This is a genomic window from Microvirga thermotolerans (genome assembly GCF_009363855.1).
Taxonomy (GTDB): Bacteria; Pseudomonadota; Alphaproteobacteria; order Rhizobiales; family Beijerinckiaceae; genus Microvirga; species Microvirga thermotolerans.
On record NZ_CP045423.1, the window covers coordinates 1,019,119 to 1,035,653 of the forward strand.

A 16,535-nucleotide genomic window follows, 5' to 3' on the forward strand; every position below is an offset into this window, starting at 1 on the left:
ACCAGAATAGGTTCCGATTAGTAACCGAGGCTCATTAAGTAACTTCCCGGGTCGTCTGCAAGGAGGCACATTTATGGCACCCAGTCACATCCATGTGCCTACGAACTGCCGGACCGTGACGGAGATCCTGTCTCGGGTCGGGGACAAGTGGAGCATCCAGGTCGTCGTTCAGCTCGGAGACGGACCGAAGCGGTTCAACGAGCTGCGCCGGATCGTCGACGGAATTTCGCAGCGCATGCTGACTCTTACCCTGAGGGGCCTGGAGCGGGACGGGCTCGTTCACCGCACCGTCTATCCAACCATTCCGCCCCGGGTCGAGTATCGCCTGACGGAGATGGGCTGCTCCCTGCTCAAGATCGTGCGCGCGCTCGGCGAATGGGTGATCTGCAACAGGGACATGATCCTGGAGGCGAGGCGCCGGTTCGATGCGGCGGAAGGAGCGGTGCAGAGCCCGCCGGCCTATCGTTCGGACACGGCCTGAGGCCGCGACCGTTCAGGATCGGGCCCGGTCCTCCAGGATCTCCCAAAGGGCGCGGTCGTGGAAGTCGGCGATGGTGCGGTCGGCGCCGAGCGCCGCCATTTCCTCGGCCTTCAGGCCCGTCAGCATGCCGAAGGAGAACAGGCCGGCGCCCTTCGCCGCCTTCATGCCCGAAGGAGAATCCTCGAAGGCGATCGCCTCGTGGGCCGCGATCCCGAGCCGGTCCAGGGCCGTGAGGTAGGGAAGGGGATCCGGCTTGCCCCGGGCCACGTCCTCGATGGTGACCTTGACCGCGAACCGCTCCGTCACGCCGATGATGTCGAGCATGTGCGTGGCGTTCAGGATCGGCGCATTGGTGACGAGAGCGAGGTGAATGCCGCTGGCATCCGCCCAGTCGAGCAGATCCGGCAGGCCGTCGAGCGGCTTCAGGTTCGTGGCGAGGCGGCGGAAGGCCGCTTCCTTCCGGCGCGCGAACTCCTCGTGCTCCTCGACGGAATGGTTTGGCAGGAGAGTCGCGAAGATCGACTCGTTGGTATGACCGATGATGGAGTTGCGGAACACCACGTCGTCGATCACGACCCCTTCGGGCCCGAGGACCTCCACGAACGCCTGGAGGTGGATCGGATCGCTGTGGACGAGCGTGCCGTCCATGTCGAAAATCAGGGCCTTGAGCATCGGAAAGAATCTTGTCGGATCGTGGCTTCGCGGGCGGCTCGTCCGGCCCGCCTGCTGGAGTTCGAATGAAGACTTAGTACAGATTCGGGCGCGGCCGATAAACCCGTTCCGAACGGCATCGTCAGGAAACGCACAGGCGGTCGCCTGTTGCCGCGGGGAGCGTCAGGACGGCAATCGACAGGCCGAGGTCCCTCTACGAAGGGGATCCGCGAGCCGCGGATCGGCCTCGTCGTCCTTGCCGCTTCTTCCGCCCGACCGGCCATGAGCCGGATGCCCTGACCCGTTGCGCCTGTCCCTACACCGGACACATCTTGTTCAGGCGTTCGGAATGACCGCGATGCCCCGCTGCAGGGGAAACGAGATGGAGACCGGTGTCCCGGGCGCGATCGGCTCCTTGCGTCCGTACTGGACGACGAACAGGGAACCGATGGGGCTCTCCACGTCGTACTCGATCTGGGTGCCGAGATAGGAGGCTTTCCTGACGGTTCCCGATAGGGAGCCTTCCTGCGCGCGCCCTTCCTCCAGAAGAATGGCGTCGGGCCGGACGGCCAGCTTGACGGGACCGGGGCCGACGCCGCGATGGGGGAGGGTGAGGACCATGCCGCCGATGCGCACCTGCGCCTCGGCCCCCTGCCGGTCGAGGAGCGTGCCGTCGAGAATGTTCGCGTCGCCGATAAAGTCCGCCACGAACAGGTCGGCCGGCTCCTCGTAGAGTTCCCGCGGGGTGCCCGTCTGCGCGATGCGGGCGTTCGACATCACGATGATGCGGTCGGAGACGGCGAGCGCCTCCTCCTGGTCGTGGGTCACGTAGGCGACCGTCAGGTTCAGGCTCCGCTGCAGCTCGCGGATGTCCTCGCGCACCCGGCGCCGCAGCTTGGCGTCGAGGTTCGAGAGCGGCTCGTCGAAGAGCAGGACCTGCGGCTCCAGAACGAGGGCCCGCGCGACGGCGACCCGCTGCTGCTGGCCGCCGGACAGCTCGGAGGGGGCGCGCTTCTCGAGGCCGGCGAGGCCGACGAGGGCGAGCTTCTCCATCGCCATCGCATGGGCGTCCTTCCTCGGCACGCCCTGCACGGTGGGCCCATAGGCCACGTTCTCGAGCACGGACATGTGCGGGAACAGCGCGTAGGACTGGAACACCATGCTCACGTCCCGGTCGGCGGCGGAGAGGTGGGTGACGTCCCGGTTCCCGATCAGGATCTGTCCCTCGCTCGCCATCTCCAGCCCTGCGATCATCCGCAGGGTGGTGGTCTTGCCGCAGCCGGAGGGGCCGAGCAGCGTCACGAGCTCTCCCGGCGCGATGCTGAAGGATACGCTGTCCACGGCGGTGACCTTGCCGTAGCGCTTTGTCACGTTCCGGAATTCGACGGAGGCCGCCTCCTTTCGAGGCGCCTTCGCTGTCCCGGAGAGGGAGATCGAGGATACGGAGGACATCTGGTTCATGGCGCGGCCTGGACGGCAAGAGGAGCGGCGTTGGCGCCGGCGGTGCGGCGCCCGAGGCGCCGCTCGCCGACGGCGAGCTGGATGGCGACGATGGCAAGGAGCATCACCACGATGAGGACCGTGGAGTAGGCGATGGCGAGGCCGAACTCGCCAGCCTCGACGCGCCCGACGATGTAGGTCGTCGCCATGTTGTACTCGGCGGTGACGAGGAAGATGACCGCGCTGACGGCCGTCATCGCGCGCACGAAGGAATAGACGAGCGAGGCCACGATGGCGGGGCGCAGCAGCGGCAGCACGATCCGGCGCATGGTGGTGGCGGAGCGGGCGCCGAGCGTCAGCGACGCCTCGTCGAGGCTCTTGTCGATCTGGCTCAGCGTCGCGATGCCGGAGCGCACGCCCACCGGCATGTTGCGGAAGACGAAGCACATCACGAGGATGAAGCCCGTGCCGGTGATCTCGATGGGCGGGACGTTGAAGGCGAGGATGTAGGACACGCCGACGACGGTGCCGGGAATGGCGAAGCTCAGGAGCGTGCCGAACTCGAAGGCCCGCTGCCCCGAGAAGCGCTGGCGCGTGAGCAGGTAGGCCGTGAGGAGGCCGATGGCGGCGGTGAGCGGCGCCGAGAGAGCCGCCACCTTCACGGTGGCGAAGAAGGAGTCCCAGGCCGAGCCGGAGAAGTAGAGTCCCCGGTCGGTCCGCTCGATCCGGAAGGCGGTGAGGAAATGGTCCAGGGTCGGCGTGTAGTCGCGCCCCATGGAGCGCACGAAGCCGCCGACCGCGATGATCGCGTAGATCACCAGGGTGAACAGCGCCCACGGGATCGCGGTGAAATAGGAGGCGAGGGCCACCCGGCGCGGCAGGGGGAGCGGGATGCCCGCGTCGCCCTTGCCCGTGACCGTGGTGTAGACCTTCTTGCCGAGCCAGGCATGCTGCAGCCAGAAGGCGCCGAGGGTGAAGCCGAGCAGGATGATCGAAAGCACCGCGGCCCGTCCCTGGTCCTGCTGGGCGCCGACCACGGCGAAGAAAATCTTCGTGGAGAGCACCTCGTAGTTGCCGCCCAGGACGAGCGGGTTGCCGAAATCGGCGAGGCTTTCCACGAAGCCGAGGAGGAACGCATTGGCGAGGCCGGGCCGCATCAGCGGGAGCGTCACGGTCAGGAACGTCGTCCAGCTCTTCGCGCGCAGCGTCTGCGACGCCTCCTCAAGGGTGGGGCTGATGCCCTGGACGACGCCGATCAGCACGAGGAAGGCGATGGGCGTAAAGGCCAGGAGCTGGGCGATGAAGACGCCGGGGAGCCCGTAGATCCAGCGGGAGCGCGGAATGCCGAACCACTCGTAGAGCACGGCCGAGAGCGCGCCGGAGCGGCCGAACAGCAGGATCAGCGCAAGGCCGATCACGAAAGGCGGCGTGATGATCGGCAGGACGCTCATCACGCGCAGGATCTTCTTGAAGCGGAAGCCCGTCCGCGTGGCGATGAGGGCGAAGGCGAGGCCGAGCGCCGTCGTCCCGAAGGCGACCAGGATGCCGAGGAAGAGCGTGTTCCAGGCGACGCCGCAGCGCAGGTCGCTCGTCAGGCAGTCCAGGCCCCAGATCGAGCGGTCCGTGAACTTCGCCAGGAACACCAGGGGGGCGAAGTGGCCGCGGTCGTCGGCGAAGGCGCTGGCGAGAATGGTCGTGACCGGGAAGAAGACGAAGACGACGATGAGGGCGATGACCACGCCGATGGACGACGTCACGAAGGCGTCGCCCCGGCACCAGCCGCGCGCCGCCAGCCCGTGGCAGAGCACGATGAGGAATGCGGTGGAGGTGAGCGCCGCGCCGTAGCCCATGCCGCCCTGACGCGGACCGGGTTCTCCGAACAGCGTCCTGAGCACCTCGAAGCTCCAGCCGTCGAGGCCGATGGAGAAGCCCTGCAGCAGGACGAGGCCGAGGCCGAGGATGCCGGACGCGGTGAGCCAGCCGGACAGCGATGCCGGATCGGACCGCACGACCGGGCGCAGCAGCATCAGGAGCGGGACGGCCGCCGGCAGGAGCCACCATGCTCCCCTGAGGCCGAGCACGAGGCCGGATCCGCCCACGACGGCGTCCGTCCAGGAGGCGGCGCGATCGAAACCGTACCAGGGCAGGACCGCGTAGCCGATCCAGCCCAGGACGATCCAGCCGAGGGTTGCCCGCGACATGTTCATCCTCACACATGGCCCGGACGGGGCGCCGGACGCCCTTGTCCAGGATTGCACATTATTCGAAAAAAACGGCGAGGCGCAAAACGCCTCGCCGCATGGGAGATCGTGCCGGCTATTTCGGCAGGTTCTTCACCTCGTTGTCCCACTTGGACAGGAGCCGCTTGCGCTCCTCGGAGGAGCCGTACTTGGCGAAATCGAAGTTGATGAGCTTGATCTCGCTGAGCTTCGGCGCCTGCGGCGGCACCGGCGTGTTCTTGTTCGACGGCACCTGGTACGATTTCGCCTCCGCGCCGAGCTTCTGCGCCTCGGGAGTCAGGGCCCAGTCGTAGAACTTCTTGGCGCTGTCCATGTTCTTGGCGCCCTTGATGATCGACATGGAGCCGATCTCGTAGCCGGTGCCCTCGCAGGGCGCGACGACCTTCACCGGGGCCTTGTCCACCACCATGGTCACGATGTCGTGCATGAAGGCGATGCCGGCGGTCGTCTCGCCGAGGGCCATGGCCTTGGCCGGAGCGGCGCCGGACTTGGTGTACTGGTTGACGTTCTTGTGCAGGGCCTTGAGATAGTCGAAGCCCTTGTCCTCGCCCATGATCTGAACGATGGTCGCCAGGAGCGTGTAGGCCGTGCCCGAGGAATTCGGGTCGGCCATCTGCACCTCGTCCTTCAGCTTAGGATTGAGGAGGTCCGCCCAGCACTTCGGCTCGGGAATGCCCTTCGACTTGATGAGCTCCGTGTTGTAGCCGAAGCCGAGCGCGCCCGAGTAGATGCCGACCGTGCGCTGCTTGGACTGCTCCCACTGGCGCACCGCCCAGTCCTGGAGCTCGGCGAGCTTCGGCGACTTGTACTCGACGGTGAGGCCCTCCTCGGCGGCCTGCATGTGCGGGTCGCCCGTGCCGCCCCACCAGATGTCGGCGCGGGGGTTGGCGGCCTCGGCTTTGACCTGCGCATAGATCTCGCCCGAGCTCTTGCGGGTCATCGAAACCTTGATGCCGGTCTCCCGCTCGAAGGCGGTGGTCATGGCCCGGCACCATTCCTCCTGCACGCCGCAGTACATGACGAGGGCCCCCTGGGCCTGCGCCTGCCCGGCGGACAGGAACGAGAGTGCCGTAGCGGCACCGGCCAGCATCGTGGCTGCAATGAGGTTTTTCTTCGGTTTCACAAGGATCCTCCCAGAAAGCCAAGTTTATTGTTTTCTTTGGTCGGCTAAGCTCCAACCAATGGGCCCTCGGGTCAAGACCCTTGAGCGGCGACTTTCGAAGGATCCGGCGAAGAGCCGTGCGCGAGCGCCGGAACCGCACGGCCATGCTGCAGGGAAAAGAGCTTCTTCTCTGTGGACAAACGGGTTCCCCGAGGCGGGTGCGATCGGTCAGGCGGGGTCCTTACGGATACCCGTCGCCGCGGAGATCTCGTCGGCGAGTTCCGGCGTCGAGACCAGGACGGGGTTGCCCTTGCGGAGGCCGTCGCCCGCCAGGAAATTGTTGGTCCAGCCCCCGGCCTCCTCGACGATCAGGAGCCCCGCCAGGGCGTCCCAGGCATTGATGTGCAGCTCGCAATAGGCGTCGATCCGGCCGTCCGCCACGTAGGCGATGCCGAGCGTTCCCGAGCCGCCCCGGCGCACGTTGACCCCCGTGTGCTTCAGCCGCTCCACCATGGCGACGTAGCTGTCCGCCGGAAGGCGCGACGACCAGCCGGCCTCCACCGTGGCCTGCCGGATGTCGGCAAGCCCGCTCACGCGGATGGCCTTTCCGTTCAGGGCCGCGCCGAAGCCGCGGCGGGCGGTGTAGAGTTCGTCGTGCATCACGTCCAGGACGACGCCGATCTCGACCCGGTTGTCGCGGATGAAGGCGATGGAGATGGCGAAGTGGGGGATGCCGCGGGCGAAGTTCGCGGTTCCGTCGATGGGATCCACGACCCAGACATCCCGCTCGAAGGAACCGCCGCCCTCCTCTCCGAAGAAGGCGTCTCCCGGGAACCGGGCGAGGAGGCGGCCGCGGATCAGCTCCTCCACCTCGGAATCCGTCGCGGTCAGGAAGTCCTGGGGTCCCTTCATGTCGGCGAGCTGGGAACGGGGCCGCTCGAGGAACCGCCGGCGCGCCAGCGCACCTGCCTCCCGTGCGACCTCGCAGGCCGCCTCGAAACGCGTCTTCAGATCGTCTTGCATGTGAGTGTCCGCCCCCGGAACGCTAAGGGCCCGACGGGCCGTCATCGGGCATTCATGTTGACATGTTACAAAGTTCGATGCGACTCATTCCGAGACCGCCTGACGGAACCTTGCAGTTCGGTTGTTGATTAGCCGGCTCAAATCAACCAGATTTGGAACCTCACCTCAAGAGAGCCTTCCCAAAGAGAGAATGCCCAAGAATCCAGAAACCCTTCCCAACGGCGAGCTGTGTCAGGTAGCAGCGCTCCCCTTCCGCATCAGGGACGGGAAGGTCGAGGTTCTCCTCGTCACCTCCCGGGAGACGAAGCGCTGGCTCATTCCCAAGGGCTGGCCGATGAAGGGCAAGAAGCCCCACAAGGCCGCGGCCCAGGAGGCGGTGGAGGAGGCGGGCGTGAAGGGCGCCATCCGGCACAAGCCCATCGGACACTACGAATACTGGAAGCGCCGGACCGAGCATTTCGACCTGTGCCGGGTCGACGTCTACCCGCTCGAGGTCTCCAAGCAGCTCAAGACATGGCGGGAGAAGGGGCAGCGCGATGCCCAGTGGTTCGAGGTGGAGGATGCCGCCTATCAGGTCCTTGAGCCCGCCCTGGCCGAACTGATCCGGGGGCTCCCCGCCCGCCTGTGACCGCATTCCCGCGGGCCGGCGTGGAAATTTCGGCCTGCAAGGGAACGCAAGCATTCCCAGAAAGTCTTCCTTAGCGTCATCGGCGGCCGTGCGGCCACGACCCTCGCGACGTTCACGGGAGATCGGAATGAAAGCGCTTCGCTGGTACGGGAAAGGGGATATCCGCTGCGAGCAGGTTCCCGATCCGGGAATCGAGGACCCGCGCGACGCGATCATCAAGGTGACGAGCTGCGCGATCTGCGGATCCGACCTGCATCTCTACAACCATTTCATGCCCGGAATGCAGAAGGGCGACATCCTGGGCCACGAGACCATGGGCGAGGTGGTCGAGGTCGGGTCCGCCGTCCGGAACCTGAAGGTGGGCGACCGGGTCGTGATTCCGTTCACCATCATCTGCGGCGAGTGCGACCAGTGCCGACGAGGCAATTACTCGGTCTGCGAGCGATCCAACCGCAACGCCCATCTCGCCGCCAAGGCCTTCGGCCACACTACGGCCGGCCTCTTCGGCTACACGCACCTCACGGGCGGCTACGCGGGCGGGCAGGCGGAGTACCTGCGCGTTCCCTATGCGGACGCGACGCACGTGAAGGTCCCCGACGGCATTCCGGACGAGAAGCTTCTCTTCCTCAGCGATATCTTTCCCACCGGCTGGCAGGCGGCGGTCCAGTGCGACATCGAGCCGACGGACACGGTCGCGATCTGGGGCGCAGGCCCCGTGGGCCAGATGGCGATCCGCAGCGCTCTCCTGCTCGGCGCCAGGCAGGTCGTCGCCATCGACAGGATTCCCGAGCGCCTCAGCATGGCCCGGGCCGGCGGCGCGATCGCCATCAACTTCGAGGAGGAGAGCGTCATCGAGCGCCTCAACGAGCTGACGGCGGGCAGGGGGCCGGAGAAATGCATCGACGCGGTCGGCATGGAGGCGCACGTGTCGATGGCTCATCCCGACACCATCCTCGACCGCGCCAAGCAGGCGGTGATGCTCGAGACCGACCGCCCGCACGTCCTGCGGGAGATGATCTATGTCTGCCGCCCGGCGGGCGTCCTTTCGGTGCCGGGCGTCTATGGCGGGCTTCTCGACAAGATCCCCTTCGGGGCCGTCATGAACAAGGGCCTCACGATCCGCACCGGCCAGACGCACGTGAACCGGTGGACCGACGATCTTCTGAGGCGGATTCAGGAAGGGCAGATCGACCCCTCCTTCGTCATCACCCACACGGCCGGTCTGGAAGACGGACCGCAAATGTACGAGACATTCCGCGATAAGAAGGACGGCTGCGTCAAAGTCGTCCTCAAGCCCCAGTGAGGTGTCCCATGGCCCATCGTCATCGCACGCGCTCCCACGCCCGCCCGCCGGCCTCCGCCGAGGCGCTCGCCCGCGGCCTCGGCTGGTTCAGTCTCGCGCTCGGCGCCGCCGAGCTGCTCGGGGCCAGGAGCATGGCCCGCTGGCTCGGCATGGAGCGTCACGAGAGCCTCATCCGCGCCTATGGCGTTCGGGAGATCGCCACCGGCATCGGCATCCTCGCGCAGAAGGACCCGGCGCCGTGGATCTGGGGGCGCGTCGCCGGCGACGCGCTCGACCTCGCGACCCTGAGCGGAGCCCTGCGCGATCCGAAAGCCCATCGGGACCGTGTCGCGGTGGCCTTCGGCGCGGTCATGGGTGCAACCGTGCTCGACGTGGCCTGCGCCAATGCCCTGAGCGGGCAGGAACCCCCGCGGCACAGGCGCGCCGTCGACTACAGCGACCGCAGCGGCCTGCCGCGCCCGCCGGGCCAGATGCGGGGAGCGGCGCGCGACTTCGAGGTGCCGCGGGACATGCGCATTCCCGATGCGCTGCGCCCCTACAGGCAGCCGCGGCGCCAGGAGCGGCCGCAGCCCTCCATGTAAGGCTGAACGCCATGGCGAAGCCCCGGCTGTTCACCATCGGCTACGAGGGAGCGGATCCCGACCGCTTTCTCGCCGCGCTGCAGGATGCCGGGGTGGCGGTGCTTGCCGACGTGCGCGCCGTGGCTCTTTCCCGCAAGCGCGGCTTTTCCAAGTCGGCGCTGCGGGATGCGCTCGCCCAGCGGGACATCGGGTACGATCACTTCATCCGCCTCGGAACCCCGAAGGAGGGGCGCCAGGCCGCCCGCGCCGGCGACGCCGCCACGATGCAGCGGATCTACTGCGAGGAGGTTCTCGCCGCCCCGGACGCTCAGGAGGCCTTCGAGCAGCTGGCCGAACTCGCGCTGAACCGGCCCACCTGCCTGCTCTGCTTCGAGCGGGATCCCGCCGTCTGCCATCGCCGCATCCTCTCCGACCGGCTCCGGAAGCGCGGCCTGGAGGTGGTCGACCTCTTCGCCATCTGACGGCCTTGACAGGATCCGCATCGGTGCCGCTGGCTCAGCTCTCGGGTGCAGGAGGAGCAAGGCATGAATCCCGTCGTCGAAGCGGTCAGTTCCCACCCGAGGCATGCCTTCAGCAAGATCAACCGGGACCGGGTTCGCCTCGTCGCGGGGCTCGGCGTCGAGGGGGATGCCCATGCGGGCGCGACCGTCAGGCACCGGTCGCGGGTGGCCAGGGATCCGACCCGGCCGAACCTGCGCCAGGTTCACCTGATCCCCGGGGAACTGCACGACGAGTTGCGCGGCAGGGGCTTCCGTGTGTCCGCCGGAGACATGGGCGAGAACGTCACGACGCGCGGCCTCGACCTCCTTTCCCTCCCGACAGGGACGCGCCTGCGTCTCGGAGAGGAGGCGCTGCTGGAGGTGACGGGTTTGCGCAATCCCTGCGTTCAGATCGACCGTTTCCGGAAGGGGATGATGGCGGCGGTGCTCGACCGCGACCCGGCGGGCAATCTCGTGCGCAGGGCGGGAATCATGGCGATCGTTCTGCACAGCGGCGAGGTGAGGCCCGGCGATGCGATCGAGGTCGAGCTTCCAGCGCCGCCTCATCGGCCCCTCGTTCCGGTCTGAAGGTGAGGCGATGCCGAGTGATCGGTCGCATCAAATCTTTTGATGCAGTCTCGGGGCCGAAATTCCGGAAAAAATCCCTCCCGCTATTGCCAGGCGCGGGGACATTCGGTAGGTTCGCCGAACGGATTCATTTGCTTGAGAGGGAGGATTGCATGGCAGTTGTCGCATGCTTGCGCAATAAACCTCCCGTGTCCGGCCTCTAGGTCGAGCGGACGGGGCCCGCGGGGCCCGAACAATCCGGTTACTTCCCAATCGTGAACGTCAGCGCGCGCCGCACGAAGAGCGCAGCGTCCATCGTTCTGCCAGCATTCAGGAGAGGCTCGCCCTGGCGCGGGCCAATCGTTCCATGAACCGACAGAAGCAACGCGGGGACGCGACCCGCGACGTTTTGAGATTCACCTTCCGGCATTGGCGCCGCGAGCCGAAATACGTTTTCCTCGTCGTCGCCACGATGATGACGGCGACGCTGGCCGACGTTTTCATGCCGCTGTTCGCAGGGCGCCTCGTGGACGCCATTTCCCTGGGAGCGGGCGACCGGGAGGCCGCGCTTTCCGGCGCGCTGACCGCGTTCGTCGCCATGACAGCTCTCGGGCTTGCGATGGTGATCATGCGCCATCTGGCCTTCTACGGCATCGTCGAGCTGACGCTGCGCGTCATGTCGCGCGTCGCGCAGGACGCCTTCGCGCGGGTGCAGCGCTTCTCGACCGACTGGCATGCCAACAGCTTCGCCGGATCCGTCGTGCGCAAGATCACCCGCGGCATGTGGGCGCTGGACCTTCTGCACGACACGATCCTGCTCGCCCTTCTGCCGTCCCTCGTGGTGCTGATCGGCTCCATGATCGTGCTCGGCACGCATTGGCCGGTCATGGGGCTCGTCATCGCCGTCGGCACGGCGGCTTACATCGCCATGACCGCGCTCCTGTCCGTTCTCTACGTCGCGCCTGCGGCGCGGCTCGCGAACGCCTGGGACACGAAGGTGGGCGGAACGCTGGCGGATGCCCTGAGCTGCAATGCGGTGGTGAAGGCCTTCGGCGCAGAGATGCGCGAGGACGCCAGGTTGAGGGGCGTGCTCGCCAAGTGGCAGAGCCGCACCCGGCGGGTGTGGCAGCGCGGCACCAACAGCGGCACGACGCAGCTCGTCGCCCTGCTCGCCATCCGCGCAGCCATCATCGGCACGGCGCTGTGGCTCTGGTGGGAGGACCGCGCATCGCCGGGCGACCTCGCCTACGTGCTGACGACCTACTTCGTCATTCACGGCTATCTGCGGGATGTCGGCATGCACATCAACAACCTCCGCCGTTCCGTGAACGACATGGAGGAGCTGGTGTCGATCCACGGCGAGCCCGTCGGCATCGAGGACCGTCCGTCCGCGCCCGCGATCCATATCGCGCGGGGCGAGATCGCGTTCGATCATGTGAGCTTCCACTACGCAGGCCACGAGACGCCGCTCTACCGCGACCTGTCGCTCACCATCCGCGCGGGCGAGCGGGTCGGCCTCGTGGGGCCATCGGGCTCGGGCAAGACGACCCTCGTGAAGCTCGTGCAGCGGCTCTACGACGTGTCGGGCGGGCGCATCCTCATCGACGGGCAGAACATCGCCGGCGTGCAGCAGGCCTCCCTGCGGTCGCAGATCGCCATCGTGCAGCAGGAGCCGGTCCTGTTCCACAGGACGCTTGCCGAGAACATCGCCTATGTGCGCCCCGGCGCCTCCATGGCGGAGATCGAGAGGGCCGCTCGCCTCGCCAACGCCCATGCGTTCATCGGGCGCCTGCCGAAGGGATACGGCACCCTGGTGGGCGAGCGCGGCGTCAAGCTCTCGGGCGGGGAGCGTCAGCGGGTCGCCATCGCGCGGGCCTTCCTGGCGAACGCGCCGATCCTGATCCTCGACGAGGCGACCTCCGCGCTCGACTCGGAATCGGAGACGCTGATCCAGCAGGCGATGGAGCGGCTGATGGAAGGCCGCACTTCCATCGTGATCGCCCATCGGCTCTCCACGGTCCGGGCGCTCGACCGGATCCTCGTCTTCGACAGGGGACGGATCGTGGAGGAGGGCACCCACGCGGCCCTCTACCGGAAGAACGGGCTCTACCGGCGCCTCTGCGATCATCAGGGCCTCGAGTTCGACATCCGCCAACGTCCCCAGGGGCAGGCGGCGGAGTAGGCGCTCTCACGGAGCGCAGGCGATCGGGACGGCCCGAGGCCGGACCATGGCGACGAGATCGGCGGCGCCCAGCGCCGCCGGTTTCGCTTCGCTCGCAGAGAGCCCCGGGAAGGCTCTTGCCGCCTCCGCGGCGGGAAGAAGCGGATAAGGGGCGCTCGGCACGATCCCGGCGACCTTGCGGGGATTGGAAGGAAGCGCGCCGACGAAGCCAGCCAATGCCCCGCTCCGGTCGAAGACCGGGGCGCCGCTTGCGCCCGGCTGCAGCGGCGCGGACACCGTTCTGCCGTCCTCGACCGTCCCGGCCATCGCGCCGAGCCGCGCCCCGTCTCCGTCGGCTCCGAAGGCGAGGACGAGGACGGACGCGCTCGCCATCTCTTGCTGGGAAACGGCGAGTGGCGCTCCCTTGTAGTCCAGATCCTGCGCCAGCTCGAGGAGGTAGGGACCGCCGCCCTTGACCTGCTGCACCCGCACGTCCCGGACCCGTGCCGCCCTGCAGCGGTCCATCGGCGCGCCGGTGAGGACCTGGCGGGGGCCGACGAGGAGGCCGGTGCCGAAGGGAGCCTGCGCGCCGGCCGCCGCGACGCCTTGCGCGACCGTCGCGGGCGCGGGCGCGGCTGCGGCGGGGGGCGGAGCCGCTGCGGGCGCCGCCGTCGGGAAGGGAACGAAGGCATTGGCGATGGCGACCACGAGGCGGTCGACCTGGGGCGCGACGGATTTGTCGTATCCGATGGAGAACGCCCTGATCCCCGAAGGCCCTGCGGCATAGCGGGAGTAGAACTTGCCCGTCGGCGTCTCGCCGGCGATCACGAAGAAATCGGGGCGCAGCACCTTGTAGGTGACGACGCGTCCCGGCGTCTTGATGGCGAGGTTCCTCTCGTAGAGCGTGGCGAGTGTCGCGTCCGCGGGGGCGACGCGGGTGTCGAGGGTGATCCTGCCGTCCGCGCTCTGCCAGCGGCTTCCGCCGCCCGGATTGTCGCCCTGGCCGGTCAGGAGCTTGGCGGGGACGCCGATCTGCACGCCCGTCCGGGCATCGGTGATAATTTCGAAGCCCACCGCGCTGCGGGCGTTCTTCATGCCGGCCTGAAGCGCCGCGCGGTCGGCGGGGGAAAGGACGCCTGTGGCGGGCCTGCCCGCTCTTTTCTGGAAGGCGGCGATGGCGTCGAAGGTCTGGCGTCCGAAGGTGCCGTCGGCCGAGCCGCTATAATCGCCGCTCCAGATCAGGCCCTCCTGGATCGTGCGGCGGTCCGCCTCCGGCAGGGACTCGAACGCAGCCCGCGCCGCCTCGACGGCGGGATCCGGCGTCCGCGCGGCCGGACCGGGCGCAGGCTGGGCGAGGACGGACGTCGCTCCCCCGGAGACGCCGACGATGGCGGCCAGCGCAGCGCACAGGTGCAGGACGGGGCGCAGGCAGGCACGATTCATCTGGCATCTCCCTCGGCATCCGGATTATTTTCGCAGAGCCCACAACCAAAGACCAGACCACGCGAACCTCCCCCATGAAACTCTCGTCCGCACTCATCGCCGTCTCCTTTTCGCTTGCCGGATTCAACGCCTCGGGCGCGGCGCTCGCCCAGAGCCTTCCCGCCAACCCCTGCGAGTCGGAAAGTTCCACCTACGCCCAGAGCGCATGCCTCGACAAAGCCCTGAAGGCGGCCGACGGCGAGCTCAATGCCGTCTACAAGAAGGCGCTGGAGCTGATCGACAAGGACGACATGATGAGCGCGGAGCAGCACCGCAACTGGAAGCAGGCCCTGCAGAAGGCCCAGCGCGCCTGGGTCGCCTTCCGCGATGCCGATTGCGGCGAGCCCGTCGGCTACGAGTGGTCCCAAGGCACCGGCATGGGACCGGCGACCCTCGCCTGCCTTCTCCAGAAGACCAGGATCAGGACCGCCGAGCTGAGGCAGCGCTACCTCGAGCGGTAGGCCGCATATTTCTTTGACACCGTCGGGACCCCATGACAAACCACGGCGCGCTGACCCGTGGTCCTGCCGTGAAAACCTTCTCCCCCGCCCGCCTGCTGAACCATCCGCGCCTCCAGGTCCTGATCCGGCGCCGCGAGATCCCGTTCGTCATGCTTGCGGCGGTCGTGGGGGCGGCCTCGGGCGTCGTCGTTTCGGCGATGGGTCTCATCGCCAAGCTGCTGCACAGCCTCCTCTTCGACATTACCCTCGAAGAGAGCCTGAGCGCCATGTCCGGGCTCGAGGCCCGTCAGGTTCTGATCCCTGCCGTCGGCGGCGGGCTCGTGGGGCTCAGCGCCTGGCTGGTGTCCCGCTATCGCACGACCCACCTGGTCGACCCGATCGAGGCGAACGCCCTCCATGGCGGGCGCCTCTCCTTGAGCGACAGCATGATCGTCGGCGTCCAGACGCTGCTCTCCAACGGCTTCGGAGCCTCGGTGGGGCTGGAGGCGGGTTATACGCAGATGGGCTCCGGCATCGCCTCCTGGGCTGCACGCCGCCTGAACCTTCGCCGCAGCGACGTGCGCGTGCTCGTGGGATGCGGCGCGGCCGGCGCCATCGCCTGCGCGTTCAACGCCCCGTTCACCGGCGCGTTCTACGGGTTCGAGCTGATCATCGGCGTCTATTCCATCGCGACCGTCGCTCCCGTGATGGCCGCGACGCTCGCCGCCGTCCTGGTCGGCCACGTGCTGCAGTCGGCCCCCGCGCTCATCGACGTTCCGCCGGTGCCCGAGCTGAGGGCGGCGGACTACTTCCCCTTTCTCATCCTCGGGGTGGTGGCGGGCGGCGTGTCGGTCGGCGTCATGCGCCTCGTGACCCTGGTCGAGCGGATCTTCGTCGCGACCGGGTGCCCGCCCATCTTCAGGCCGGCGATCGGCGGTCTCGCCGTCGGCGCCATCGGCTTCTTCGTCCCGCAGGTCCTGTCGGCCGGCCATGGAGCGCTGCACATCCAGCTGGAGACCGGCCTCGGCCTCGGCATGCTGGCGCTGCTGTTCGCCGCCAAGGTCGCCGCCTCGGCCATCTCGCTCGGCTCGGGCTTCCGCGGCGGCCTCTTCTTCGCGTCGCTCCTCCTGGGGGCGCTGCTCGGCAAGATCTTCGCCATCGTCGCGGGACCGATCATGCCGCTGGCCGTGGACCCGGTGGTGTCCGCCATCGTGGGAATGGCCTCGCTGGCGGTCGGCATCGTCGGCGGGCCGCTGACCATCACGTTCCTCGCCCTCGAGACCACGGGCGACCTCGCCATCAGCGGGATCGTGCTCACCGCGTCGATCATGGCAGCCATCGTGGTGCGCCAGACCTTCGGCTACTCCTTCTCCACCTGGCGCCTGCATCTGCGCGGCGAGACCATCCGCAGCGCGCAGGATGTGGGCTGGCTGCGCAGCCTGACCGTCGGCCGCATGATGCGCCGCGACGTCAAGACCATCCAGATCCCCGCGACGCTGGCGGAGTTCCGGCGCAAGTTCCCGCTCGGGTCGGCGCAGCGCGTGGTCGCTGCGGACGAGACGGGACGCTATGCGGGCATCGTCCTCGTGCCGGAGGCCTACGCCTCCGATGCGGCCCTGGAAGCCACGGACAGCATCGCCCCGCTCCTGCGCTACCGGGACGACATGCTCGTTCCGGCCATGAACGTGAAGGAGGCGGCGAGCATCTTCGACCAGACCCAGAGCGAGGAACTCGCCGTCGTGGACAATGCCCAGAACCGCAAGGTTCTCGGGCTCCTGACCGAGAGCCACCTCCTGCGCCGCTACAGCGAGGAACTCGACAAGGCCCATCGCGGCGCCCTCGGCGAGGAGACCGTGAACGAGAGCGTGGGGAAAGAGCGCCGCGCCTGACCGGGCGCTGCGACCGACGAGGGCGGGATGCGCTTGGTTCCACCCGGCGGCGATGCTAGGCTCGAAGC

At 67.9% G+C, this 16,535-nt stretch carries 15 protein-coding genes; 9 read left to right on the forward strand and 6 right to left on the reverse strand.

Translation table 11 applies throughout. The annotated features are described in order from the left end of the window. The first annotated feature begins 73 nt into the window (after nt 1-73). Nucleotides 74-481 carry a winged helix-turn-helix transcriptional regulator gene (locus tag GDR74_RS04740; protein WP_152585220.1) on the forward strand — a complete coding sequence of 136 codons (408 nt, stop codon included), beginning with the start codon at nt 74-76 and terminating at the stop codon, nt 479-481. A gap of 12 nt (nt 482-493) precedes the next feature. Here GDR74_RS04740 and GDR74_RS04745 read toward each other — a convergent pair whose 3' ends face one another. The 5 genes from GDR74_RS04745 to GDR74_RS04765 all read right to left on the reverse strand — a co-directional run bounded on the left by GDR74_RS04745 (nt 494) and on the right by GDR74_RS04765 (nt 6,937). Beyond that, on the reverse strand, nt 494-1,153 hold the full coding sequence (locus GDR74_RS04745; protein WP_152585221.1) for an HAD family hydrolase: 660 nt from the start codon (nt 1,151-1,153) through the stop codon (nt 494-496). A gap of 315 nt (nt 1,154-1,468) precedes the next feature. Next, nucleotides 1,469-2,584, reverse strand: coding sequence for an ABC transporter ATP-binding protein (locus GDR74_RS04750; RefSeq protein WP_152587655.1), 1,116 nt, complete (start codon nt 2,582-2,584; stop codon nt 1,469-1,471). Between the two features lie 5 nt (nt 2,585-2,589). Then, entirely contained in the window at nt 2,590-4,773 is a 2,184-nt protein-coding gene (locus GDR74_RS04755) for an ABC transporter permease (RefSeq protein ID WP_152585222.1), read from the reverse strand. 115 nt (nt 4,774-4,888) lie between these two features. Further along, on the reverse strand, nt 4,889-5,902 hold the full coding sequence (locus GDR74_RS04760) for an ABC transporter substrate-binding protein (protein ID WP_194164697.1): 1,014 nt from the start codon (nt 5,900-5,902) through the stop codon (nt 4,889-4,891). A gap of 240 nt (nt 5,903-6,142) precedes the next feature. Beyond that, nucleotides 6,143-6,937, reverse strand: a complete 795-nt coding sequence (locus GDR74_RS04765) for an inositol monophosphatase family protein (protein ID WP_152585224.1) — start codon at nt 6,935-6,937, stop codon at nt 6,143-6,145. A 190-nt stretch (nt 6,938-7,127) separates the two neighbouring features. Here GDR74_RS04765 and GDR74_RS04770 point away from each other — a divergent pair, with 190 nt between their 5' ends. From GDR74_RS04770 to GDR74_RS04795, 6 genes are all read left to right on the forward strand, one after another. Then, nucleotides 7,128-7,565, forward strand: coding sequence for an NUDIX hydrolase (locus tag GDR74_RS04770; RefSeq protein ID WP_152585225.1), 438 nt, complete (start codon nt 7,128-7,130; stop codon nt 7,563-7,565). Nucleotides 7,566-7,692: 127 nt separating this feature from the next. Then, nucleotides 7,693-8,868: a zinc-dependent alcohol dehydrogenase gene (locus tag GDR74_RS04775; RefSeq protein ID WP_152585226.1), complete on the forward strand. Its 1,176-nt coding sequence runs from the start codon at nt 7,693-7,695 to the stop codon at nt 8,866-8,868. A gap of 8 nt (nt 8,869-8,876) precedes the next feature. After that, the gene (locus GDR74_RS04780; RefSeq protein ID WP_152585227.1) at nt 8,877-9,449 is read left to right on the forward strand and encodes a cyclase dehydrase; all 573 of its coding nucleotides are present in this window, start codon (nt 8,877-8,879) and stop codon (nt 9,447-9,449) included. An 11-nt stretch (nt 9,450-9,460) separates the two neighbouring features. Beyond that, nucleotides 9,461-9,910 (forward strand): DUF488 domain-containing protein, encoded by a 450-nt coding sequence (locus GDR74_RS04785; RefSeq protein WP_152585228.1) that lies wholly within the window; start codon nt 9,461-9,463, stop codon nt 9,908-9,910. Nucleotides 9,911-9,973: 63 nt separating this feature from the next. Next, nucleotides 9,974-10,516 (forward strand): MOSC domain-containing protein, encoded by a 543-nt coding sequence (locus GDR74_RS04790; protein ID WP_152585229.1) that lies wholly within the window; start codon nt 9,974-9,976, stop codon nt 10,514-10,516. A 346-nt stretch (nt 10,517-10,862) separates the two neighbouring features. Then, entirely contained in the window at nt 10,863-12,677 is a 1,815-nt protein-coding gene (locus GDR74_RS04795; RefSeq protein ID WP_152585230.1) for an ABC transporter ATP-binding protein, read from the forward strand. A gap of 6 nt (nt 12,678-12,683) precedes the next feature. Here GDR74_RS04795 and GDR74_RS04800 read toward each other — a convergent pair whose 3' ends face one another. Beyond that, nucleotides 12,684-14,099, reverse strand: coding sequence for a peptidoglycan-binding domain-containing protein (locus GDR74_RS04800; RefSeq protein ID WP_152585231.1), 1,416 nt, complete (start codon nt 14,097-14,099; stop codon nt 12,684-12,686). 74 nt (nt 14,100-14,173) lie between these two features. On the opposite strand from GDR74_RS04800, the gene GDR74_RS04805 reads away from it, so the two are divergent. Continuing rightward, the gene (locus GDR74_RS04805) at nt 14,174-14,599 is read left to right on the forward strand and encodes a lysozyme inhibitor LprI family protein (protein ID WP_152585232.1); all 426 of its coding nucleotides are present in this window, start codon (nt 14,174-14,176) and stop codon (nt 14,597-14,599) included. Nucleotides 14,600-14,748: 149 nt separating this feature from the next. Further along, nucleotides 14,749-16,467: a chloride channel protein gene (locus tag GDR74_RS04810; protein ID WP_425486953.1), complete on the forward strand. Its 1,719-nt coding sequence runs from the start codon at nt 14,749-14,751 to the stop codon at nt 16,465-16,467. Nucleotides 16,468-16,535 lie beyond the last annotated feature (68 nt).